This window comes from Pseudomonas frederiksbergensis (assembly GCF_001874645.1).
GTDB lineage: Bacteria > Pseudomonadota > Gammaproteobacteria > Pseudomonadales > Pseudomonadaceae > Aquipseudomonas > Aquipseudomonas frederiksbergensis_B.
Genome location: NZ_CP017886.1, coordinates 4670479 through 4692683, shown reverse-complemented (window position 1 = coordinate 4692683; position 22205 = coordinate 4670479). Strand labels below are relative to the sequence as shown.

Below are 22205 nucleotides of genomic sequence, written 5' to 3'. Positions count from 1 at the left end.
TCTCGCGCCGGCGCTAAGATCAATCCAACGAATGTTTCTTATGCAATACATCTCGGAGATTGATGAATTGAGCCACTACCCGAGTATCGATACGGAAGTCCTGCGCACCTTCGTCGCGATTGCCGACCAAGGTGGTTTCACCCGCGCTGGCGAGTTGGTGAATCGCACGCAATCGGCGGTGAGCATGCAGATGAAACGGCTGGAAGAGGACGTGCTGCAACGCCAGTTGTTTCAGCGCGACGGCCGCCAGGTGAAGCTGACCGCCGAGGGCCAGGTGCTACTCGGTTATGCCCGACGGATCCTGAAACTCCACAGCGAAGTCTTCAACACACTGCGTGAGCCGCACATGGTCGGCACAGTGCGCATCGGCACCCCGGATGACTATGTCATGCGCTTCTTGCCGGGAATTCTCTCGCGCTTTGCCCAGGCCTACCCGCTGATCCAGATCGAAGTCCATTGCGAGTCATCCAAGCAGCTACTGCTGCGTCAGGACCTGGACCTGTCGATCGTCACCCGCGAACCCGGCAGCGAGATCGGCCAGTTGCTGCGCAAGGAACGATTTGTCTGGGCGCAGGCGCAGTGCTTCAGCCCCAACGAGCAGACGCCGTTGCCCCTGGCGATGTTCAACAGTGATTGTTTTTGCAGGCTTTGGGCCTGCAATGCGCTGGACGCTTCCGGGCGTGAGTATCGGATCGCCTACAACAGTTCGAGCCTGTCGGCGATCATGGCGGTGGTCAGCGCCGGGTTGGCGGTCACCGCGCAACTGGAAAGCCTGATCACTGAAGACATGCGCATCCTCGGCGAGGCTGAAGGCCTGCCCCTGTTGCCCGAGGCCAGCATCATGCTGGTGCGCAACCTGAACAACCCTTCGCCCATCACCGAGTGCCTGGCGGAACACATTGTCGAAGGCTTCAAACTTTAAAAGCGAGCATCACCGCGCAGAGCACCAGAAAGCCGCAGAACAACCCGCGCAGTAACCGCTCCGGCATGGCGTGGGCGATCTTCACGCCCCAACTGATGCTCAGCAACCCGCCGGCCGCCATGGGCAGCGCGATGTTCCAGTTCACTTGATGATGGACCGCGTAAGTCACCAGCGTGACGCCGGTGCTGGGCAAGGCCAGCGCCAGTGACAATCCTTGGGCCACCACTTGTGTGGTGCCAAACAGGCTGGTGAGCACCGGCGTCGCCACCACCGCACCGCCAACGCCGAACAACCCGCCCATGGTGCCCGATGCTGCGCCCAGCACCCCCAGCCAGGGCCATGAGTAACGCATCTGCGACGCGACCGGCGCAGTGGCGATGAACATGCGCAGCAGGTTGTAGACCGACAAGGCGATCAGGAACGCCACGAAACCGATGCGCATCACCTGCGCATCAACGCCCACCGCCCAGATCGAGCCGATCCAGGCAAAGCAAAAGCCCATCGAAGCCAGCGGCAATGCGTGACGCAGTTCGATGCGATTGCGTTGGTGATAACGCCACAGCGCCAGCATCACGTTCGGCACCACCATCACCAGCGCCGTGCCTTGAGCAATTTGCTGGTCCAGACCGAACAACACGCCGAGCGCGGGAATCGCGATCAAACCACCGCCAATCCCGAACAGACCGCCCACGGTGCCCAAGGCAGCGCCGAGCACCAGATACATCATTAACTCAATCACAGGCGACTTCCCCTCACATCAGACCTCGCATCCTACGCAGTCGGCTCTGGCAGGGAAACGCACAGTAAAGAGACTTCGGCCGGCTGTAGGTGATAATTATCTGGTGCATTAAAGGCTCGCCCGCTAGATTCATGAAGATCAATGATCAAGGCTTGAACATGACCACCCAAAGCACCACCCAAGACAACTGCGACAACCTGCTGCTGAATAACCAGCTGTGCTTTGCCCTGCACTCCACTTCACTGCTGATGACCAAGGTTTACAAACCCTTGCTGCAAGCGCTCGGCCTGACCTATCCGCAATACCTGGCAATGATGGTGTTGTGGGAACGCGACGGGCTGACCGTCGGCGAAATCAGCACACGCCTGCTGACCGACCCTGGCTCACTGACGCCGCTGCTCAAACGCCTGGAAGTGGAAGGCCTGCTAAGCCGTACCCGCAGCCGCGAAGATGAACGCGTCGTCATTGTCGAGCTAACCGAACAAGGTCGCGCCCTGCGGGAAAAAGCCCGAGAGATTCCGCCGTGCATCCTCGGTGCCAGCGGCCAGACCCTGGAGCAGATGCGCAAGCTGCAAGCCGATCTGCAAAACCTGCGCAGTCATCTGCAAGACAGTTTGTAACCTCCCCGCCTAAAAGATCGCAGCCTGCGGCAGCTCCTACACATCCACCGTAGCTGCCGGAGGTTCGGGCCGCGTTCGGACGATCTTTTTTGTCTTTGCTAAAAAATTCAAAATTTATCTTGCGCGCAAAACATTAGAAAGCTACATTTATTTCGCACTTACTTAGCGCGCAAATCTTTAGCGCAAAATACTTAAACCCAGAATGAGGCTCACACCATGCAAACTCTCTATACCGCCGTTGCAACCGCTACCGGTGGCCGTGATGGTCGTGCCGTTTCCAGCGACAACATCCTCGACGTCAAACTCGCCACGCCAAAAGAACTCGGTGGTGCCGGCGGCGCAGCGACCAATCCTGAGCAACTGTTCGCGGCCGGTTACTCCGCGTGCTTCATCGGTGCACTGAAATTCGTCGCCAGCCAGTCCAAGCGCAAAATTCCTGATGACGCCTCGATCACCGCTCACGTCGGCATTGGCCAGATTCCGGGTGGCTTCGGTCTGGACATCGACCTGCACGTCAGCCTGCCGGGCCTGGAACACGCCGACGCCCAGACGCTGGTCGACGCCGCGCACCAGGTCTGCCCGTACTCCAACGCCACTCGCGGTAATGTAGACGTCCGCCTGCATGTCACTGTCTGAGTGCCCGCAACCAACAGACGCGCACAAAAAAGCCCGACTCAATGGTCGGGCTTTTTCTTTTCCTGCAAAAACTGCGCTTATTTAGCGCGGCCTTTGTAAGAACCGCCTTCGCGGGTATCGATCTCGATCATGTCGCCGATTTCGATGAAGTCAGCAACCGACAGCTCGGTACCGTTCTTCAGTTTGGCAGGCTTCATCACCTTACCGGAAGTGTCACCGCGAGCGGAACCTTCGGTGTAGTCAACCTGACGCACGATAGTGGTCGGCAGTTCTACGGAAACCAGACGCTCTTCGAAGAAGATCGCTTCGCAAACATCGGTCATGCCTTCTTCAACGAAAGGCAGAACAGCTTCGATGTCTTCAGCGTTCAGCTCGTACATGGTGTAGTCAGTGGTGTCCATGAACGTGTAGGTGTCGCCGCTGATGAAGGACAGGGTCGCTTCTTTGCGGTCGAGGATTACGTCGTCCAGTTTGTCGTCGGCGCTGTAAACGATCTCGGTCTTGTAACCGGTCAGCAGGTTTTTCAGCTTGGTCTTCATGATCGCGCTGTTACGACCGGACTTGGTGAATTCAGCTTTCTGAACCAGCCAAGGGTCGTTTTCGAGACGGATCACCGTACCGGGTTTCAGTTCTTTACCAGTTTTCATTGCGAATATCCGAATTTGGATGGGATTTACAAAAATCTAGGCCGCGTATCATATCCAATTTAGATAAAACTGTACCAGCGCCGAAGCAAGATCGGCCTGCGAAGCCTGTTCCAGACACCATGCCTGGGCGTGTTTTTGCAGTTCTGGCCAGTGTTCCTGCGTCGCAACCCATGCCTCGGCCATTCCGGCGCCCGTGTTCCAGGCTCGCCATAACCCGACGAGTGCCGCTTTTGCGGCAGGTGAAAGGCCTGCGGTGTATAGCGTCAGAAAGGCTTCGAGCTTGTCCAGGTGGACATCTTCTTCCTGTTGATAAATATGCCACAGCATTGGCCGAGCCGCCCATTGCGCGCGGACGAACGAGTCCTCCCCACGCACCGCGTTGAAATCACAACTCCATAGCAGCAGGTCGTATTGATCCTGTCGGACGAACGGCAACACCTGCACGGTCAACGCACCGCGCACCTGTAACGCGCCAACGGACAATCCGTCGACACCCAGCCAACGCTCGACGTCCCCCAGAATCCGCCCCTCGGGCACCAGCAGATGAGTGGCATGAGCATCGCCCGCCATGACGTCCAGCCAATCGGCCAATCCGACATTCTCGTAGGCAAATAACGAAATCAGCCGTGCTCCGTCAGTGCGATCGACGCCCAGCCCTTGCAAGAATTCGTGCTGAGCCTCAGTGCTGTGTTGAAACTGCTCGCGCCGTTCCAGCAACCCGCGCTCACGCAGCAAGCCGCCAGTGCCGACCTGAAAACCCGGGAAGAAGAAGTACTTCTGCACCTGTTTGTACTTCACCGACGGCAAGCCATGACAGCCGATGATCCAGTCTTCGGCACTCAAATAATCCAGATTCATCCACAGCGGAGCCTTTTCGCGAGCGGCCATTGCTTCCATGTAAGCACTCGGCAACTGACAGGCGAACGCAGCGATCACCACATCCGCGGCGTCTGCCGGTTGCCAGTCGGTCGGCCAATGGCAGACTTCGACACCGTGCTGCCACTGCCGGGCAGCGTTGATGTCGAGTTCCGGACACAAGCGTTCGAACGCCCGCAGGTCATCGACCCACAGTCGTATCGCGCAGTGATGCTCGGCCACCAACTGCCTGGCCAGGCGCCAGGTCACGCCGATGTCGCCGTAGTTGTCGACGACCTTGCAGAAAATATCCCAGTCGACTTTCATTCCAGGCTCCATGGGGCAAAGACCTTAATTGTCCGCATAAATCATTGCGTGCAGAAGAGCCGACGCCGATTAATCTTCATGCGACAATCGCGGCAGCCCACAACCCTCGCCAGGAGGCAGCCATGCCCTACCGTCCACACGCTCGCCGAACGCTATCCATCACACTCAGTCCGCTGCAACTGATTGCCAGCATCACCGTGGGATTGTGGCTGGGATTTTTGGCCATCGCGCTGACCTGCTGGCTGTTGTCGAAACTGCTGTTCAGCGAACAACTCGCCCCACTGGCCGAAGCGGCGCGCCAAATAACTCAGCCCAAGCCCGCGGCGGTTGAACCGGCACCCGAGAATCCGATGTTCGAACAGTACAAGGAAAATCTGCGCAAACAGGCTCAACAGCAAGCACTCGATCAGGCGCGCAGCAATACCCGCAACCTGTCCAGCCCAAAATGCCAGTTCTGGCTGCAGCAGGACCAAACCGCGCCCACCGAAAAAAGCCGCGCCAACGTCCTGCAATTCTGCGATTGAACATGAACAAACAGACCGTCCACCACCTGATTCTGGAAAAGCTTGCGGTCGATCTCGACATCGCCGAGCGCGCCGCGCAAACCGCGTACGAAACCGCGACCCACGAAGAAAACATCGCCGAGAACAAGTACGACACCCTGGGGCTGGAAGCGTCTTATCTCGCTGCCGGACAAGCCAAACGGGTGGAAGAAATCAGGCAGTCACTGACACTGTGCCAGAACCTGGCTCTGCGCCCTTATGACGATCAGCGCGGAATTGAAGTCGGTGTACTGCTGGGTCTGGAAGACGAAAAGGGACGCGAGCAGTGGCTGTTCCTGGCCCCTGACGCGGCCGGATTGAAGGTGGATCTGGTAGGGCAGTTGATTACCGTCATCACCCCACGCTCACCGCTGGGCAAAAGCCTGCTGGGCAAGTTCGAGGGTGACGAGGTGGAGATCGTCGTGGCGGGTACTCGGCAACAGTTTGTTGTCACCGAGGTAGTGTAGTGGCGTGTACGGTCAGTTCTGCGAACTAACCGTACACGCCACTATCGACTCAGTGAACCGGTAGTTCAACGCCGTCGAACAGTTCTTCCAATTCCTGCTTGTTGTGGCACTGAATGGCTTTGGCCATGACTTCGCGAGTCAGGTGCGGAGCGAATTTCTCGATGAAATCGCACATGAAGCCACGCAGGAACGTCCCACGACGGAAACCGATTTTGGTCACACTGGATTCGAACAGTTCGCTGGCGTCGAGCACCACCAGGTCGTTGTCGAGTTTGGTGTCGACCGCCATTTTCGCCACGATACCGACACCCAGACCCAAGCGAACGTAGGTTTTAATAACGTCAGCGTCGGCGGCGGTGAACACCACTTTCGGGGTCAGGCCACGATGGCTGAAGGCTTCGTCGAGTTTCGAGCGACCCGTGAAACCGAACACGTACGTCACGATCGGGTGTTCAGCCAAGGCCTCGAGGGTCAGCTTCGGCAGCTTGGTCAGCGGGTGACCATGTGGCACTACCACACAACGGTTCCAGCGGTAGCACGGCATCATCACCAGGTCACCGAACAGCTCCAGCGCTTCGGTGGCGATGGCAAAATCCACAGTGCCGTCAGCGGCCATTTCGGCGATCTGCATCGGCGAGCCCTGGTGCATGTGCAGGGCAACGTCCGGGTATTGCTTGATGAAATTGCTGATCACCGGCGGCAGCGCATAACGCGCCTGGGTGTGGGTGGTCGCAATCGACAGGGTGCCTTTCTTCTCGTTGGAGAACTCCTGAGCGATCTGCTTGATGCTTTCGACCTTGCGCAGAATTTCGCCAGCGGTGGTGATGATTCGCTCACCGGCCGGGGTCACTCGGGTCAGGTGTTTGCCGCTGCGCGCGAAAACCTCGACACCCAACTCGTCTTCCAGCAGACGGATCTGCTTGCTGATGCCCGGCTGCGAGGTGTACAGGCTTTGGGCAGTAGCGGAAACGTTGAGATCGTGGTGCGCCACTTCCCAGATGTAGCGCAATTGTTGAAGCTTCATATGAATCCCTCAAAGCAGATAGACGCCACGGGCATTAGCGACGGCATATAACTATATTAATGGTTTGAAGAATAAATCTAGAACTTTTTCATCAAAAGGCCAGCATTCGCGCCTTAAATATCTCCGTGACGCCGACGCTGCGACAATGGCACCAGGTAAACCGGCACCTGCGATAACTGCAGCACGCGCGCAGCGGTCCGTCCCAACGGTGTTTCTCCGCCGGCCCCATGGCTGTGACTTCCCAGGATCAACAAATCCACCGAGAGTTTCTGTGCCTGATCAAGAATGACCTGCGACGGATCGCCCTGAAACACTCTGACCGATTGAATCAGCGCCAGATCCTGCTGCCCCTCCCCCAATTCCTCACGGAAGCTGTCGAATACCCGCTGCTCGATATTGGCCATCACCGTGTTCAAACCCTGGCTGTGAAATTCATTCAAGGCTTGCTCGTCGAGATAGCTCTGCAACACCGATTCGGCAAAAAGCCCCATGGGTTCAACCGCGTGTACCACATACAGATCGGCTTGAAATGTTCGAGCCAATGCCAATGCATGCTGCATCACAAAGGGTGCGTACAGACCGAGGTCAGTGGCGTACAGCATCGAACGAATCATGTGACCTCCTCGAATGCCAGGATGGCGGAGATTGATTCAGCTTAGCAGTGCCACAGCGAGTACGACGTCCTGCGCCGCTGGGCTTAAACCTTCAGCTCATTGCTGATGCCATGAGGGACGTGACCGGTGGCGACCACCTCACGGGCCAACTCGCAGTGGCCCGCCTGGTCGTCGAAAAACACGTCGGCGGCGAAGGCTTCGAGAAATGCAGACTTGGCCAACCCGCCGAGAAACAGCGATTCGTCGAGTCGAATATCCCACTCGCGCAAGGTACGAATGACCCGCTCGTGAGCCGGCGCCGAACGCGCGGTCACCAGTGCTGTGCGGATCGGGCAACTGTCATCAGGAAACTCGCGCTGCAACAAATTGAGCGCTGCCAGAAAGCCCTTGAAAGGACCACCGCGCAACGGCTCGCGCGCGGCTTCACGTTCGCTGGCCTGAAAGGCTTCGAGACCGTCCGACTGATACACCCGCTCCGACTCATCGGAAAACAGCACGGCGTCACCATCGAAGGCAATGCGCAACTCTTCGCTGGCGGCACGGCTCGCGCCCCCCGACAGAATCGTCGCCGCGGCAAAACCGGCGTCGAGCGCACTGCGCACATCATCGGCGTGAGTGGAGAGAAACAGATCGCAGCCGAAGGCCTTCAGGTACGGATACGGACTGCGCCCGCCGACAAACGCCGCGCGGGAAATCGCCAGACCGTAATGGTGAATCGAGTTGAAGACGCGCAAGCCGGTGTCCGCGCTATTACGCGACACCAGCACCACCTCGACCCGCGCCCGGCCGAGGCGGGTATTGAGGTTCAACAGTTTTTGCACCAGAGGGAACGCATCACCCGGCTCGAGGATTTCCTCTTCGTGCTCGATCTGATATTGCCGATAAGCCTCGACGCCGCTCGCCAGATACACCTTGTGACTGTCGCTCAGGTCGAACAGCGCCCGCGAAGAAATCGCCAGCACCAGTTTGTCGCCTATCCCTTTTGCCATTTCACTCCCCCAGACAGGTGTTACGCCGATCGACAAAACTCAGGGCTTGATACAAGGCCTCGATTTTCGGCAACTCACAACCGGCGACCTTGGCTGCTGCCAATGGCCTGGCGTAAATCGCTGCCAGTTCCAGCGGCCGTTTATGCTGGTAGTCGTGGTACATGCTCGGCCAGTAGTCGGGCATTTTTTCGGTGACCTTGAACAGATGCTCGGCATACCCCGGCGGCATGCTGTGGCCACACGCCAGTGCGCCTTGCACCACTTCCGCCATCAATGCCTGAATCAGTTCGCGACTGCTGTCATCGGCCATCAGCGGCGTCGTGCTCGCGTCGAGCAAGACCGATAAACCGTTGTACGGAATATTCCAGACCAGTTTTTGCCAGCGCGCCTGCTGAAGGTTGGCCATCGCCTGAGAATCAAGACCGGCGGTACGAAACAGCCCCGCCCCTTGCTCGACAATCGCCTGACGCGCCGCCTCGTCATCGAGCGCCGGCCCACTGTGATAACCCACGTTCACTGCACCGAGCGCCTGATGCTCGATCACTCCGGGCCCCGCGCGATGCACACAGATAAAACACAACCCGCCCAGCAAGTGCAGTGAGTCAGGCAACAGATCACGCAGGCAATCTTCGACATCCAGACCATTTTGCAGCAGCAGAACCTTCGCCCCCGGCGCCGCAGCCTTGATGATTGCCGGTGCAAGCTTGGCGTTACTGGTGGTTTTCGCGCCGACCAGCAACCAGTCGCACAGCGGCATATCGTCGGCCGACGAATACGCCTGAACCGGATTCAAGGTCAACGCGCCATAGGGCGCGCTGTGGAGTTGCAGGCCGCGCTCGGCGACCGCTGAAAACTCGCTGCGCAACAGAAAGTGCACATCGAACCCGGCCCGCGCCAGCATCACGCCGTAAAAGCCACCGATCGCCCCGGTGCCGACAATGCCGACTCTCGGCTTTTTAACTGCTGTATCCGTCATGGCAACTCCTCTGGATGTCGACTCAGCGCCTGCCCCAGCGCAGCATTCAGTTCGGTGCGGGCCAGGCGCGACTGTAGCGCCCCATAAAACTCGCCATCGCGCACGACAAACAGCGCGGGCAAATGAAAGACCTGATAACGCTCTACCACGCCACCGTTGTTCCCTGCGTCGACCCAGCACAGCCGGTCGACATCAAGGTCCAGTTCCGGCAACTGCTGGCGCGCCCAGCGGCAACCGGAACAGCCGACACTGGTGAAAATCACCAGAGACACACCACTCATCGCCAATAACCGCTGGTCGGCATCGAAATCAGTCAGCTCGCATTCGACCACTATACTGGGTGAAACACTGTCGAGTGATCGACACTTGGAGTCTGTGTTCATGGGGCGTTTTATTCCTCATCCTGACGATGTGCCTGTCGAGTTAACGTTGCGCAAGCATCAGTGCATTTCTCGGCAAGAGCTGCACACTATCAGTCTCGGAGGCGTGGCTTGCAATTACCACCGCGCCTGGCGCAAAGGAACGGCACTGGAAGTGCGAATGCCAACCCTGAGCGAAAATGTCTGTTATCTGGGCTATGTGGCCTGGTGTCTGCGACGAAAGCACGGTTATCTGGTTGGCATCGCCTTCATCGACGAGCAGACCCTGTTTAAAGCGCGGATGGGCGAGCAGGTCTGCCAGATTGAACGTTATTGCCGCCAGCAAAAGCCCCAGGCCGAACAACAAGGTGTCGAGGCGCTGGCCCTGAAATGGCTCGACCAACATGCCACCGAGTACTCCCACGAGACCGTTCGACAGGCTTTCGCGCAGCCAGCGCTGGATTAAACCCGCGCCTGCCCATTGTCGAGCCACCGCGTAACGCGCTAAGGTTCGGCTCCCCGCTGCGCTTAAATCATGCTGTGCTCCGCCGCGCGGGGATCGCTGGCGGCCGGCACCCGTGACCTGACGAGTAACACGATGGCTGATTTACCGATCAATGACCTAAACGTCGCCTCCAACGAGACGCTGATCACTCCTGACCAGCTCAAGCGTGATATCCCTCTGAGCGATGCTGCCCTGCGCACCGTGACCAAGGGCCGCGAAGTGATTCGCAATATCCTGGATGGCACCGACCACCGCCTGTTCGTCGTTATCGGGCCTTGCTCGATCCACGACATCAAGGCTGCACACGAATATGCCGAGCGCCTCAAGGTACTCGCCGCTGAAGTGTCCGATACCCTGTATCTGGTCATGCGGGTCTATTTCGAGAAGCCACGTACCACCGTCGGCTGGAAAGGCCTGATCAACGACCCGTACCTGGATGACTCATTCAAGATTCAGGACGGCTTGCACATTGGTCGTCAGTTGCTGCTGGACCTGGCCGAGATGGGCCTGCCGACGGCAACCGAAGCCCTTGACCCGATCTCGCCACAGTACCTGCAAGACCTGATCAGCTGGTCGGCGATTGGCGCGCGCACCACCGAATCCCAGACGCACCGTGAAATGGCTTCGGGCCTTTCCTCGGCAGTCGGCTTCAAGAACGGCACCGACGGTGGCCTGACGGTTGCCATCAACGCGCTGCAATCGGTTTCCAGCCCACACCGCTTTCTGGGGATCAATCAGGAAGGTGGCGTGTCGATCGTCACCACCAAGGGCAATGCCTACGGTCACGTAGTTCTGCGCGGCGGTAACGGCAAACCGAACTACGATTCGGTCAGCGTCGCGCTCTGCGAGCAAGCGCTGAACAAGGCGAAGATCAAGCCGAACATCATGGTAGATTGCAGCCACGCCAACTCCAACAAGGACCCGGCGCTGCAACCTCTGGTGATGGAGAACGTGGCCAACCAGATCCTCGAAGGCAACCAATCGATCATCGGTCTGATGGTCGAAAGCCATTTGAACTGGGGTTGCCAGGCGATTCCGAAAGACCTCGCCGAGCTGCAATACGGCGTGTCGATCACCGATGCCTGCATCGATTGGTCAGCCACCGAAAACACCTTGCGCAGCATGCACGCCAAACTCAAGGATGTGCTGCCGAAACGTCAACGCACCTGATCGCGTTCAGCGCACACAAAAACGCCGGGCTTAGCCCGGCGTTTTTTTATTCGGTGATCCTGATCAAAGCTTGGCCGCATGCCGCTGGTGACGTTCCATGTAGCGCTCCACGTAGGAGCATGACGGAATGACTGTGTAGCCCATTTCCTCAGCGTACTGCAGCGCCTGTTCGGTCAACGCCGCCGCAATGCCGCGACCACGCAGCGCGTTGGGCACGAAAGTACGATAGATATCCAAGGTCTGTTTCCCCAGATCCATATAGGTCAGGTAGGCACGATGACCGTCCACATTGGTCTCGAACTGATGACCAGCCTGGTCATGGTGGATGGACAACGCCTCGCTCATCACTACTCCTCGCGGGTCTTGAACTGACCCCTACCTTACCGATGTTTTTCCGGCGAAGGAACCTCTACGCCACCCCGTGCCTGCTTGGACACCGAGAAAAACTGCACCGATCTCGCGCAACCGGACACGTATCAAATAGTAGGCACCAAAAGCAGAAATGCTCAAGGCGCACTTGTCATCACGTCGATTGCGCGGGTTCAGCGCAGGGCACGTAGCGGCGGCTCGACCGAACATCTCCCCTGGTCGATAGCCTGAACATTGCCGGATGTTGAGACTTAAGACGAGCCTGGCTTGTTAAAGTCACCTTTACATGCACAAAGAGGCGTGAGCTGCTCCGCAAATCCTGAACAAAAGTGTAGACGAATCAATATACAGCGACTTTAGCTCTAGAGTCCGAAACAGCCCCAAGCGTCAGCCAGCGTTACAAGCAGGTCGCTCAGGACGGGCTTCCCAGCTGCATACTTTTTATACAGCGCGATTAAAAGTTGCTCGAAAAAGATTCCGCGCCTACAATTTTTTTTGCTTCTTGCGCTACGTCAGTTTACTTACTACAAGTAATGGGTAGTATGTATGCCGGCTATTTCCTCACTCTGAGGAGACAGCTACTTAATAGAAAGTCCTTGAAGGGGAACACGATGAACAACGTTCTGAAATTCTCTGCTCTGGCTCTGGCCGCAGTTCTGGCTACCGGTTGCAGCAGCGTATCGAAAGAAACCGAAGCACGTCTGACCGCTACTGAAGACGCAGCAGCTCGCTCCCAGGCTCGTGCAGACGAAGCTTACCGTAAAGCTGATGAAGCTCTGGCTGCTGCTCAAAAAGCACAACAGACTGCTGACGAAGCTAACGAGCGTGCTCTGCGCATGCTGGACAAAGCTAGCCGCAAGTAATAGTCCTTCGGGATTGTTATCAAGCCGACCCATTTATGGGTCGGCTTTTTTATTGCCCGGATTTTGCTGAGGGCAATAAAAAACCGCCGAAGCTGCGAAGCCTCGGCGGTGCGTTTGAAGCGATTACTGCAGGTCGATCGGGGCGCTGGAGGCGATCGGCGCGGAGGTATTCGGTACGGCGATTTCCACCGGCAAGCCATCTTCAGCGGCGACCACGTCGCGCACTACATCCCAGTTCATGCGCAAGTTCTTGGCCAGATCGTCACGCTTGAGCAAAGCGTTGATCACCGCGGTGTGCTTGTCGACCACCGACGGGTTGCCGTTGTCGTCCAGCGGCGTATGCGCTTCCAGGTAAACCTTGCCACCACTCATGCCGATCTTGTACGGGTCGTTGAGGATCCGCACCGACGTTCCCACCGGTACCATGCCGGCCATTTCGAGCACGTTGTTGTTGAACATGCGGAAGCAGCCATGGCTGGTACGCATGCCGATGCCGAACTTCTTGTTCGAACCGTGAATCAGGTAGCCCGGGGTGCCCAACGTGAACTTGAACGGCCCCAGAGGGTTGTCCGGACCGGCGGGCACGACATTTGGCAGTGGATCGCCATCGGCTGCGTGCTCGGCCTTGATCGAGGCTGGAGGGGTCCAGGTCGGGTTCGGTGTTTTGGCAGTGATACTGGTGTGGGCGATTGGCGAGCCCCAGCCCTCACGACCGATACCCAGAGGGAAGGTGTACACCACGTTCCGGCCTTTCGGGTAATAGTAGAGGCGATACTCGGCCAGGTTGATCACAATGCCTTCACGCGGGCCAGGTGGCAGGATGAAACGCGTTGGCAGCACGACTTCGGTGCCAGCACCTGGCAACCACGGATCGACACCCGGGTTGGCGGCGACCATTTCCAGGTAGCCCAGATCATAGGTGGTACCCAGGTCAGCAAAGGTGTCTTCGTACTTGGCTTTGACTGTTTGCACCTGACCGACAATATCTTCGCCCGGTGGCGGTAAAGGCAACTCCAAAGCTGCAACAGGACCCGCCACACACAAGGCGGCAAGAGACAAGCAGCGGGTGACGGCAGGAAAGCGCGGCAACATCCGGAACATCCTTCGCATGATCAACTGAGGGTTTAGGAGCGAGATTGTACACCGACGCCCCTGGATTCGGGGAGCCGGGTCGATGGACTGTCCTGTAAGAGCTGCCGAAGGCTGCGATCTTTTGATTTTCTAGAGCTCGAAACGCAACTCTGGCCAGATGGGTGACGTACCGCGCTTCTGCGATTCGAGGATCGCCCGACACAGCGAGCACAGCCGCTGGTCCTGAAACACTGTCCGGTCGACGCTCGACCAGCGCGGTTGCGCAGGCAGCAACGTGCCGCACAAGGTACGGTCGGCCGAGCCGCCCAACTCCAGTTGACGCGTCACCAGATGCACCCGGACTTCCTGGCAGGCAAACAGATCCAGCTGTTCGTCAGGCTCGATCAGTTGGTAGGCAAACAGGGACCAGGCAGGACGCGGCATCGGGGGCTCCAAATCAGGGGGGCGCCACATTAGCCGAAAGACTGCCGCTAGAAAAGCGTCATAGCAGCGGTTTTAGTGTAGGCCAGACATTTTCCAGCAACTTGCCCTGGGCCACGACAGCCGGGTGAATGCCATCGGCTTGCATCAGCTCGGGATTCCCGCCGACTCCCTGAAGAAAAAACGGTACCCACGGGATTTTTTTCTCATCGGCCAGATCGCTGTAGACCTTCGCGAAAGCTTCGGTGTAACGCACCCCATAATTGGGTGGCAGTTGCATACCGAGCAGCAACACCTTGGCACCGCTGGCCTTGGCGTTGTCGATCATCGACGCAAGATTTTGTTGCAATTGCGTTGGCAGCAATCCACGCAGCCCGTCGTTGCCCCCCAACTCGAGAATCACCACCGCAGGCTTATGCTCTACAAGCAGCGCCGGCAGGCGTGCCTGGCCGCCGGCACTGGTGTCGCCACTGATGGACGCGTTAACCACCGTATCGGTGAAACCTTCGTGCTTGAGCCGCTGCTCGAGCAACGACACCCACCCTTGCCGGGTATCCAGGCCGAAAGCCGCGCTGATACTATCGCCAACGATCAGGACTGTACCCGCCGCTGCGTTCTGGGCCATGCATATCAAGGCCAGGCCAGCACTCAAAAACCACACACGCATCGGACTCTCCATGGGCGCAAGCATTCTCACTGCGCGGAACCTTAGCAAAGTGGTTCCCAGCGCGGAAGGTGAACTGACCATCCTGCACGAACTCAGCCTGGAACTGAACAAGGGCGACAGCCTGGCCATCGTCGGCAGTTCCGGCTCCGGCAAATCCACCCTGCTCGGCTTGCTGGCGGGTCTCGACTTGCCCAGCAGCGGCGAAGTCACCCTTGCCGGGCAGGCCCTGAGCAATCTGGATGAGGACCAACGCGCACGCATCCGTGCCGAGCATGTCGGCTTTGTGTTCCAGTCGTTCCAACTGCTCGACAGCCTCAACGCCCTGGAAAACGTCATGTTGCCGCTGGAACTGGACGGTCGCAAAGACGCCCGCGAACGCGCCACCGAACTGCTGCAACGCGTCGGTCTGGGCCAACGCCTGAGTCATTCGCCGCGCCAACTCTCCGGCGGCGAACAGCAGCGCGTGGCGATCGCCCGGGCATTTGCCGCCGAACCCGACGTGCTGTTTGCCGATGAGCCCACCGGCAACCTCGACACGCACACCGGTGAGCACATCAGCGACCTGCTCTTTGAACTCAATAAAGAAAGCGGCACGACCCTCGTCCTGGTGACCCATGACGAACGCCTGGCACACCGCTGCCACCGCCTGATCCGCCTTGAAGCCGGCCTGTTGGTCGTCGCCCCTCTGGAGCCTTGATGGCACGTTTGCCGCTGTTGCGCCTGTTCAGCCTCGCCATTCGCCAATTGCTGCGCGATACCCGTGCCGGAGAGCTGCGGGTGTTGTTCTTCGCCCTGCTGGTCGCCGTGGCGGCGAGTACCGCCATCGGCTACTTCGGCGCCCGCCTGAACGGCGCCATGCTGCTGCGCGCCACCGAGTTTCTGGGCGCTGATGTGCTGCTGGAAGGCAGCTCTCCCGCCCGCCCGGAACAAATACAATCCGGCAAGGAGCTGGGGCTGCAACACGCTCAAGTGGTGGAGTTTTCCAGTGTCATCGCCACCGACAACGGCATTCAGCTGTCGAGTATCAAAGCGGTGGACGGGGTGTATCCGTTGCGCGGCCAGCTTAAAAGCGCACCTGCCCCGTTCGCCCCCGAAGTGACTGGAGGAAGCCCTGAACCGGGCGAAGCCTGGGCCGAGGCACGCTTGCTGACGGCGCTGAACCTGAAGGTCGGTGACAGCATCGACGTCGGCATGAAAACCCTGCGCCTGACCCGCGTGCTGACCTATGAACCGGATCGTGCCGGCAATTTCTATAGCCTCACGCCCCGGGTGATGATCAATCTCGCCGACCTGACGGCCACCGGCGTGGTCCAGCCCGGCAGCCGGGTCAGTTACCGCGAACTCTGGCGCGGTAGCGCGTCGGCCCTGGAAACCTATCGACAACTGATCAAACCGGGGCTGGCCGCCAACCAGCGCCTACAGGACGCCCGCGACGGTAACCGGCAAATCGGCGGTGCCCTGGGCAAAGCCGAACGCTACTTGAACATGGCCAGTCTGGTCGCCGTGCTGTTGTCCGGCGTTGCCGTGGCGCTCTCGGCAACCCGTTTTGCCACCCGCCGTTTCGACGCCAGTGCGCTGCTGCGTTGCCTGGGTTTATCACGTCGGGAAACCCTGTTGTTGTTCAGCGTACAACTGACCGTGCTCGGCCTGCTGGCCAGCCTCAGCGGCGCCCTCCTCGGCTGGCTTGCGCAGTTGGGGTTGTTTGCCTTGCTGGGTGAATTGCTGCCCAGCGATGTACCGCCGGGCGGGTTGCTGCCGGCAGTCGCCGGGATCGGCACCGGACTGGTCGCGCTCGCCGGATTCGCCCTGCCACCATTGGCGGCGCTGGGTCGCGTACCACCCCTGCGGGTACTGCGCCGCGACATACTGCCGATCCCTTCAAGCACCTGGATGGTTTACGGCACCGCACTGGCAGCCTTGGCGCTGATCATGTGGCGCTTGAGCCTGGATCTGCTGCTGACCTTCGCGCTGCTCGGTGGCGGCGTCATCGCGGCGCTGGTCCTCGGCGGCCTGTTGCTGCTGGTCCTCAACAGCCTGCGTCGTCTACTGGCCCGTGCGCCCTTGCCATGGCGGCTGGGGCTGGGCCAATTGCTACGTCACCCGCTGGCGGCGGCGGGACAATCGCTGGCCTTTGGTTTGATTCTGTTGTCGATGGCGCTGATTGCCCTGCTGCGCGGTGAATTGCTGGACACCTGGCAAAACCAGTTGCCAAAAAATGCCCCCAACTACTTCGCACTGAATATTTTGCCCGCCGACAAACAAGCCTTCACTGATCACCTGATCGAACTCTCTGCGCAATCGGCGCCGCTGTACCCGGTGGTGCCGGGACGACTGATCAGCATCAACGGTAAACCGGTGCAGGGCATCGTCAGCAAGGACACCGAAGGTGATCGGGCCATCCAGCGTGATCTGAGCCTGACCTGGGCCGCCGAGCTGCCCGCGGGCAACAGCATCACGGCCGGTAGCTGGTGGTCTGCGCAGCCGACAGGCGAAGTACCCGGTGTTTCGGTAGAAGGCAAAGTAGCCGAGAGCCTGAAGCTCAAGCTCGGCGATCACCTGATCTTCACCGTTGGCGGGGTCAACCGCGAGGCGCAGGTCACCAGCCTGCGCAAGATCAACTGGGACAACTTCCAGCCGAACTTCTTCATGATCTTCCAGCCCGGCACCTTGAAAGACCTGCCGGCCACTTACCTGACCAGTTTTTACCTGGCGGCCGGCCACGACCAACAGATCATCGACCTGTCGCGAGCGTTCCCGGCGGTGACCATTCTGCAAGTCGAAGCCTTGCTGGCGCAGCTGCGCAGTATCCTTGAGCAAGTCACGCTGGCGGTTGAGTACGTGTTGTTGTTCGTGCTGGCGGCCGGCATGGCGGTGCTGTTTTCCGGCTTGCAGGCGACACTCGATGAGCGCATTCGCCAAGGTGCGCTGTTACGTGCGCTGGGCGCCGAACGGCAGTTGTTGGTGAAGGCCCGGCGGATCGAGTTCGGCTTGCTCGGTGCGGTCAGCGGTCTGCTCGCAGCGCTTGGCTCGGAACTGGTGAGCCTGGTGCTTTACCGCTATGCGTTTGATCTGGCCTGGCATCCGCATCCTTGGCTGCTGTGGCTGCCGGTGATTGGCGCGTTGCTGGTCGGCGGTGCGGGCGTTTTCGGTACTCGTCGGGCGCTGAATGCCAGCCCACTGACAGTCTTGCGCGAGGGTTGATAAACTTGATGCTTCCTGACCAAAAGAAACTGCAATGAGCCGCTATCGTCCTCCTCGCACCGCCGGCACCGCCCTCATCACGCCCGAGGGCGAAGCGCGGATGCGTGCCGAGTTCCATGAGCTCTGGCATGTACGCCGCCCCCAGGTGACCCAATCCGTCAGCGAGGCTGCTGCGCAAGGCGACCGCTCTGAAAACGCCGAATACACCTACGGCAAAAAGATGCTGCGCGAGATCGACAGCCGCGTGCGGTTTCTCACCAAGCGGCTGGAAGCGCTCAAGGTGGTCAGCGAAAAACCCAGTGACCCCAACAAGGTCTACTTTGGGGCCTGGGTGACCATTGAAGATGAACACGGCAAAGAATCGCGCTATCGCATCGTCGGCCCGGATGAGCTTGACCTCAAACAAGGCCTGATCAGCATCGACTCGCCGCTGGCACGGGCCTTGATCGGCAAAGCGCTGGATGCCGAAGTCCGGGTGCAGACGCCTACTGGCGAGCAGTTCGTGTACATCGTCGCAATCGACTATCCCTGAATCTCGGCTGGGCCTCAGCGGCGGGTAATCAGCCCTTGGCGCGCAACACGCGTCAGTTGCTTGATCACTTCGGCCGCGTCTTCGGCACTGGGCGACTGGATCACCGCCAGATCGAAGCTATCGCTGGCAAAACGCGCCAGCGATTCGCCATCCTCGACAAACTGGATCAGGAACGCTGCCGGGCCGCCGGTACGACGTGGCCAGCCATCCAGATAACGCAGCAGCGTCGGCTGATGATTACCGCCAAGGAGGATTTTTGGATTGCGCTGGGCAAGGTGGGCCGTGATCGGCGCGGGACGTACTGGGGGACGTAGTGCATTCATCGTGTCGTGTCTCTGCCTCAAAAGTCTGCATGGCAGGTGAGAGGCAACACCGAACCAGCGCTTTAGCGGTATTTCGAAGCCTGTTTCAAGCTTCTATCGGTAACTGAATGAGTTACCTGGCGCCCCGCAAGTAGCTGTTTAAATCGGCGCATGACAAGCATCCTAGAGAAGCTGACAGGACAGTGTCAAGAATCTCGCGCAACAAAAAAGGCCCGCATTGTGCGCAATGCGGGCCTTTTCGTTGAGCCTGAACAGTCAGTCGGTGATGGCGCGGTCTGCCGACAGTTTGCCAGCGCCTTCGATCAGTACGGCGATGCTACCGCCGAGCAAAGCCAGGGCGAATTCATAACCGTTGTTGGCCATGAACAGACCGTTGCCGATGTGCACCGAGAAAATGGCGACCAGCGAGAGGAAAGCCAGCCCCAGCGCTGCCGGGCGTACCAGCAGACCGATGATCAGCGCCAGACCGGCGAAGAACTCGGTACCACCGGCCAGTATCGCCATCAGGTGACCCGGTGCCAGGCCGATGCTTTCCATGTACTGCGCGGTGCCGGCAATGCCATAACCACCGAACATGCCGAAGAGTTTCTGTGAGCCGTGGGCAGCGAAGATGATGCCAACGAAGATCCGCAGAACGGTCAGACCGTAGCCAGCGCGTGTGGACAGTACCTTGTTGATCAGAGTGCTCATGCTGTGTCATCCATTGTGAGTGTGTGTGTTGGTTGACCGCTATATTAATCAATAAAATTTATGTTAAAAGCGTAAAAATCCCACCATAACAATCAGTTTAGTCGATCATTTGCGTGAGGCAACTTTCTGCCCTTGCGGCTCCAACGACTCCCGTTCCCGGTCATATGCCAAAAAGTATTTGTTCACACTATTAACATAGCTGACAGGCCCCATTCCCACCTGCTCCATGGCAATGCGCTCGACCTGGAAAAACCACTGATTGGGGTTAAAGCCGCGGCGCCGGGCCTCGGCACGCATCCCCTGAACACGTTCCGGCCCGAGGTTGTAGGCCGCCAGAACGAAAGCCATGCGCTCACGCTCATTGAGCGTGGGGCTGGCGAAAAACTTTCGACGGATCAGCGCCAGGTACTTGGCCCCGGCCTGCACATTGCTGTCCACGGACTGAATGTTATTGACCCCGACCCGTTGCGCCGCCGACGGGGTAATCTGCATCAGCCCGGTCGGACCACTGCCGCTTCGGGCGCTGGGCTCCAATGCTGACTCCTTGAACGCCAGCGCCGCCAGATTCAACCAGTCCATACCCTGCTCGCGGGCGTGCTTTTGCAGGACCGGGCGCAGCTTCTCCAGACGTTGGCGGTCGGCGCGAGCCAGCGGGTAGTGAACCTGGTACAAGCGTCGGTAAATACGCAGGAAAGCCACATCCAGATCGGACGGGGTCTTATAGGCTTGCAGGAAACGATCAATGCTCGCTCGCAACATCGATGCGTCACGACGTACGAACCAGTACTCCTTGCCCGGCTCGCTGATGACTACCTGCCGATCGAAACGCAGCTTGGGCAGGATTTTGGCCCAGCGCTCGGCGATCGGTTGCTCGATAATGGTCAGGTGAAAAATTCCGCCCTGCACCATTTCCAACACGTCTTCGACCGCCAGGCTCGGGTCGACCCATTCGACCTTGATCGGTGGCAGTTTGCGCAGCGCGAGCTTCTGATTGATCTGGTTGATCGCTTCACCGGCCGCGCTACCGCTGGGCAGCGCCAGGGTTTTGCCAGAGAGTTGTTCAAGACGGGTGTAACGGCGCTCGCCCTTGATCCCCACCAGCAGCAACGGCACGTTACTGACTATTGGCTCGCTGGTACTGACCGCTTGAGCGGACTGCGCATCGAGCAACTCTCCCGGCGCTACCAGGTCACCCTCCCCGCGCTGTAACGCGCCGAGCAATTGATCCTTGGCTTTGGGGATGATTTTGAGGGAGATTTCCTGGCCGTCACGGGCATGGCCATTGAGGTACTGCTCGAAGGCTCGCAGACGATGGTATTCGACGCCAATGGTCTGGCCCTGGACCTCACCGGAGCTGTTGCGGCTCTGATTGACCAGTACCCGCAGCACCCGGCTGCCGCGGATTTCCGCCAGATCGCGGACCTTGCCCGACTGAACGGTCTCCAAGGGACCCGCCAACCGCGCAACGGCCGGCATCGGCAGCAGCATCGACAAGCACAGCACTAACAAAACCTGGAGTCGTGTCATCCGTTCTCCGGAAAGAATACTGTCCAACGTCTCGCTATTTCGAGCCGTGGGTCGACAGAAACAGAGCGCCTGGAGCGCTGGCATAGTGCGAAAGAGTGCAGCAGCGACGGCCAACTGGCCTGTCGAAGCTCTCTTCCGGCATCAAAAGACAGCTTTAACTCATTGTAGTTCTTCGTTTTTTTTATATTTCTACAGCTCTGGTATGCTTTCCGGCCGCAGGCCTAGGGTCACACCATGCAACTCATCGATATCGGCGTCAACCTGACCAACCCCAGTTTCGCCGACAAACACCCGGCGGTACTCGACCGCGCCTATGCCGCTGGCGTCTGCCAATTGGTGCTCACTGGCACCAGTGTCGAAGGCAGTGAACAGGCCCTGGAGCTGTGCCGGAAACTGGACGAAACCGGGCAGCGGTTGTTCTCCACCGCCGGTATCCACCCGCATTCGGCCAGTGACTGGAATGCCGACAGCACTCAACGCTTGCGCAGTTTGCTCAAAGAACCAAACGTGCGGGCGGTCGGCGAATGCGGACTGGATTTCAATCGTGACTTCTCGCCACGTCCGCAACAGGAAAAAGTCCTCGAAGAGCAGCTGGCAATGGCCGTCGAGTTGCAACTGCCCGTGTTCCTCCATGAACGCGACGCCAGTCAGCGCCTGCTGGAAATCCTGCGTGAGTTCCGTGACCAATTGCCGGCCGCCGTGGTGCATTGCTTCACCGGCGAGCAGCGGGCGCTGTTCAGCTATCTGGACCTCGACCTGCATATCGGCATCACCGGCTGGATCTGTGACGAACGCCGCGGCACTCACCTGCACCCGCTGGTCCGCGAGATCCCGCGCGGGCGCTTGATGCTCGAAAGCGACGCGCCGTACCTGTTACCCCGCAGCCTGCGCCCCAAGCCCAAAAACGGTCGCAATGAACCGGCGTATCTGACTGAAGTGTTGCGTGAAGTGGCGTTACATCGCGGCGAAAGCCTGGAAGACGTAGCGGCTCACAGCACCGCGTGTGCGCGAGCATTTTTTGCGTTGCCGTCGGTTGATTGAACCCGCGACACCAGGCGCCTCATTGATCCACATCAAAAAGCCCTTCGCTGAGTAACGGCACAATGCTGGCACCTTGCCAATACTGTTT

The 22205-nt window shown here is 59.0% G+C and carries 27 protein-coding genes; 12 read left to right on the top strand and 15 right to left on the bottom strand.

Annotation, left to right across the window (positions count from 1 at the left end; all coding sequences use genetic code 11):
• Positions 1 to 67: 67 nt before the first annotated feature.
• Complete coding sequence (locus BLL42_RS22565; protein WP_167368573.1) at positions 68 to 922, top strand: LysR substrate-binding domain-containing protein; 855 nt, start codon at positions 68 to 70, stop codon at positions 920 to 922.
• Here BLL42_RS22565 and BLL42_RS22560 read toward each other — a convergent pair.
• Positions 912 to 1646 (bottom strand): sulfite exporter TauE/SafE family protein, encoded by a 735-nt coding sequence (locus BLL42_RS22560; protein WP_174553373.1) that lies wholly within the window; start codon positions 1644 to 1646, stop codon positions 912 to 914. The two genes, BLL42_RS22565 and BLL42_RS22560, sit on opposite strands and share 11 nt — an antisense overlap.
• Positions 1647 to 1819: 173 nt before the next feature.
• On the opposite strand from BLL42_RS22560, the gene BLL42_RS22555 reads away from it, so the two are divergent.
• Positions 1820 to 2281: a MarR family winged helix-turn-helix transcriptional regulator gene (locus tag BLL42_RS22555; RefSeq protein WP_071555829.1), complete on the top strand. Its 462-nt coding sequence runs from the start codon at positions 1820 to 1822 to the stop codon at positions 2279 to 2281.
• A 216-nt stretch (positions 2282 to 2497) separates the two neighbouring features.
• Entirely contained in the window at positions 2498 to 2917 is a 420-nt protein-coding gene (locus BLL42_RS22550; protein ID WP_071554320.1) for an organic hydroperoxide resistance protein, read from the top strand.
• Between the two features lie 77 nt (positions 2918 to 2994).
• Here BLL42_RS22550 and BLL42_RS22545 read toward each other — a convergent pair whose 3' ends face one another.
• Both BLL42_RS22545 and earP read right to left on the bottom strand, forming a co-directional pair.
• Entirely contained in the window at positions 2995 to 3564 is a 570-nt protein-coding gene (locus BLL42_RS22545; RefSeq protein WP_007943632.1) for an elongation factor P, read from the bottom strand.
• 48 nt (positions 3565 to 3612) lie between these two features.
• Entirely contained in the window at positions 3613 to 4746 is a 1134-nt protein-coding gene (gene earP / locus BLL42_RS22540; RefSeq protein ID WP_071554318.1) for an elongation factor P maturation arginine rhamnosyltransferase EarP, read from the bottom strand.
• 122 nt (positions 4747 to 4868) lie between these two features.
• Between earP and BLL42_RS22535 the strand changes: the two genes are divergently transcribed.
• Both BLL42_RS22535 and BLL42_RS22530 read left to right on the top strand, forming a co-directional pair.
• On the top strand, positions 4869 to 5270 hold the full coding sequence (locus tag BLL42_RS22535; protein ID WP_071554316.1) for a hypothetical protein: 402 nt from the start codon (positions 4869 to 4871) through the stop codon (positions 5268 to 5270).
• A gap of 2 nt (positions 5271 to 5272) precedes the next feature.
• Positions 5273 to 5755, top strand: a complete 483-nt coding sequence (locus tag BLL42_RS22530) for a GreA/GreB family elongation factor (RefSeq protein WP_071554315.1) — start codon at positions 5273 to 5275, stop codon at positions 5753 to 5755.
• A 49-nt stretch (positions 5756 to 5804) separates the two neighbouring features.
• On the opposite strand, the gene cysB is transcribed toward BLL42_RS22530, so the two are convergent.
• The 5 genes from cysB to BLL42_RS22505 all read right to left on the bottom strand — a co-directional run bounded on the left by cysB (position 5805) and on the right by BLL42_RS22505 (position 9741).
• Positions 5805 to 6779 (bottom strand): HTH-type transcriptional regulator CysB, encoded by a 975-nt coding sequence (gene cysB, locus BLL42_RS22525; protein WP_071554314.1) that lies wholly within the window; start codon positions 6777 to 6779, stop codon positions 5805 to 5807.
• A gap of 113 nt (positions 6780 to 6892) precedes the next feature.
• Complete coding sequence (locus BLL42_RS22520) at positions 6893 to 7393, bottom strand: universal stress protein (protein WP_071554312.1); 501 nt, start codon at positions 7391 to 7393, stop codon at positions 6893 to 6895.
• Between the two features lie 83 nt (positions 7394 to 7476).
• Positions 7477 to 8382 carry a 5'-nucleotidase gene (locus BLL42_RS22515; protein WP_071554310.1) on the bottom strand — a complete coding sequence of 302 codons (906 nt, stop codon included), beginning with the start codon at positions 8380 to 8382 and terminating at the stop codon, positions 7477 to 7479.
• A gap of 1 nt (position 8383) precedes the next feature.
• The gene (locus BLL42_RS22510; protein WP_071554308.1) at positions 8384 to 9358 is read right to left on the bottom strand and encodes a putative 2-dehydropantoate 2-reductase; all 975 of its coding nucleotides are present in this window, start codon (positions 9356 to 9358) and stop codon (positions 8384 to 8386) included.
• A complete protein-coding gene (locus tag BLL42_RS22505; RefSeq protein WP_071554306.1) occupies positions 9355 to 9741 on the bottom strand; it encodes a thioredoxin family protein in 387 nt (128 codons plus the stop codon). The genes BLL42_RS22510 and BLL42_RS22505 overlap by 4 nt, the downstream gene beginning before the upstream one ends.
• Here BLL42_RS22505 and BLL42_RS22500 point away from each other — a divergent pair.
• Entirely contained in the window at positions 9740 to 10183 is a 444-nt protein-coding gene (locus BLL42_RS22500) for a PilZ domain-containing protein (RefSeq protein WP_071554304.1), read from the top strand. The genes BLL42_RS22505 and BLL42_RS22500 overlap by 2 nt on opposite strands.
• Before the next feature lie 132 nt (positions 10184 to 10315).
• Positions 10316 to 11392 carry a 3-deoxy-7-phosphoheptulonate synthase gene (locus tag BLL42_RS22495; protein ID WP_071554302.1) on the top strand — a complete coding sequence of 359 codons (1077 nt, stop codon included), beginning with the start codon at positions 10316 to 10318 and terminating at the stop codon, positions 11390 to 11392.
• Positions 11393 to 11455: 63 nt separating this feature from the next.
• On the opposite strand, the gene BLL42_RS22490 is transcribed toward BLL42_RS22495, so the two are convergent.
• Complete coding sequence (locus BLL42_RS22490) at positions 11456 to 11737, bottom strand: GNAT family N-acetyltransferase (protein ID WP_019692933.1); 282 nt, start codon at positions 11735 to 11737, stop codon at positions 11456 to 11458.
• Between the two features lie 635 nt (positions 11738 to 12372).
• Between BLL42_RS22490 and oprI the strand changes: the two genes are divergently transcribed.
• The gene (gene oprI, locus BLL42_RS22485; protein WP_002553018.1) at positions 12373 to 12624 is read left to right on the top strand and encodes an outer membrane lipoprotei OprI; all 252 of its coding nucleotides are present in this window, start codon (positions 12373 to 12375) and stop codon (positions 12622 to 12624) included.
• Between the two features lie 123 nt (positions 12625 to 12747).
• Here oprI and BLL42_RS22480 read toward each other — a convergent pair whose 3' ends face one another.
• The 3 genes from BLL42_RS22480 to BLL42_RS22470 all read right to left on the bottom strand — a co-directional run bounded on the left by BLL42_RS22480 (position 12748) and on the right by BLL42_RS22470 (position 14803).
• Entirely contained in the window at positions 12748 to 13716 is a 969-nt protein-coding gene (locus BLL42_RS22480; protein WP_071554300.1) for a L,D-transpeptidase family protein, read from the bottom strand.
• Positions 13717 to 13845: 129 nt separating this feature from the next.
• On the bottom strand, positions 13846 to 14139 hold the full coding sequence (locus BLL42_RS22475; RefSeq protein ID WP_019692935.1) for a hypothetical protein: 294 nt from the start codon (positions 14137 to 14139) through the stop codon (positions 13846 to 13848).
• 58 nt (positions 14140 to 14197) lie between these two features.
• On the bottom strand, positions 14198 to 14803 hold the full coding sequence (locus BLL42_RS22470; RefSeq protein WP_071554298.1) for an arylesterase: 606 nt from the start codon (positions 14801 to 14803) through the stop codon (positions 14198 to 14200).
• A 10-nt stretch (positions 14804 to 14813) separates the two neighbouring features.
• Here BLL42_RS22470 and BLL42_RS22465 point away from each other — a divergent pair, with 10 nt between their 5' ends.
• The 3 genes from BLL42_RS22465 to greB are packed head-to-tail and all read left to right on the top strand — an operon-like array spanning position 14814 to position 18536.
• A complete protein-coding gene (locus BLL42_RS22465) occupies positions 14814 to 15500 on the top strand; it encodes an ABC transporter ATP-binding protein (protein ID WP_071554296.1) in 687 nt (228 codons plus the stop codon).
• Entirely contained in the window at positions 15500 to 18004 is a 2505-nt protein-coding gene (locus BLL42_RS22460) for an ABC transporter permease (RefSeq protein ID WP_071554295.1), read from the top strand. Before BLL42_RS22465 ends, BLL42_RS22460 begins: the two co-directional genes overlap by 1 nt.
• Before the next feature lie 34 nt (positions 18005 to 18038).
• Positions 18039 to 18536, top strand: a complete 498-nt coding sequence (greB, locus tag BLL42_RS22455) for a transcription elongation factor GreB (protein WP_071554293.1) — start codon at positions 18039 to 18041, stop codon at positions 18534 to 18536.
• 14 nt (positions 18537 to 18550) lie between these two features.
• On the opposite strand, the gene BLL42_RS22450 is transcribed toward greB, so the two are convergent.
• The 3 genes from BLL42_RS22450 to BLL42_RS22440 form a co-directional block, all read right to left on the bottom strand.
• Positions 18551 to 18859 carry a hypothetical protein gene (locus BLL42_RS22450; protein ID WP_071554291.1) on the bottom strand — a complete coding sequence of 103 codons (309 nt, stop codon included), beginning with the start codon at positions 18857 to 18859 and terminating at the stop codon, positions 18551 to 18553.
• Between the two features lie 255 nt (positions 18860 to 19114).
• Positions 19115 to 19549 carry a DoxX family protein gene (locus BLL42_RS22445; RefSeq protein ID WP_071554289.1) on the bottom strand — a complete coding sequence of 145 codons (435 nt, stop codon included), beginning with the start codon at positions 19547 to 19549 and terminating at the stop codon, positions 19115 to 19117.
• A gap of 105 nt (positions 19550 to 19654) precedes the next feature.
• On the bottom strand, positions 19655 to 21076 hold the full coding sequence (locus BLL42_RS22440) for an MltF family protein (protein WP_071554287.1): 1422 nt from the start codon (positions 21074 to 21076) through the stop codon (positions 19655 to 19657).
• 234 nt (positions 21077 to 21310) lie between these two features.
• Here BLL42_RS22440 and BLL42_RS22435 point away from each other — a divergent pair, with 234 nt between their 5' ends.
• On the top strand, positions 21311 to 22117 hold the full coding sequence (locus tag BLL42_RS22435) for a TatD family hydrolase (RefSeq protein ID WP_071554285.1): 807 nt from the start codon (positions 21311 to 21313) through the stop codon (positions 22115 to 22117).
• The last annotated feature ends 88 nt before the right edge of the window (positions 22118 to 22205 follow it).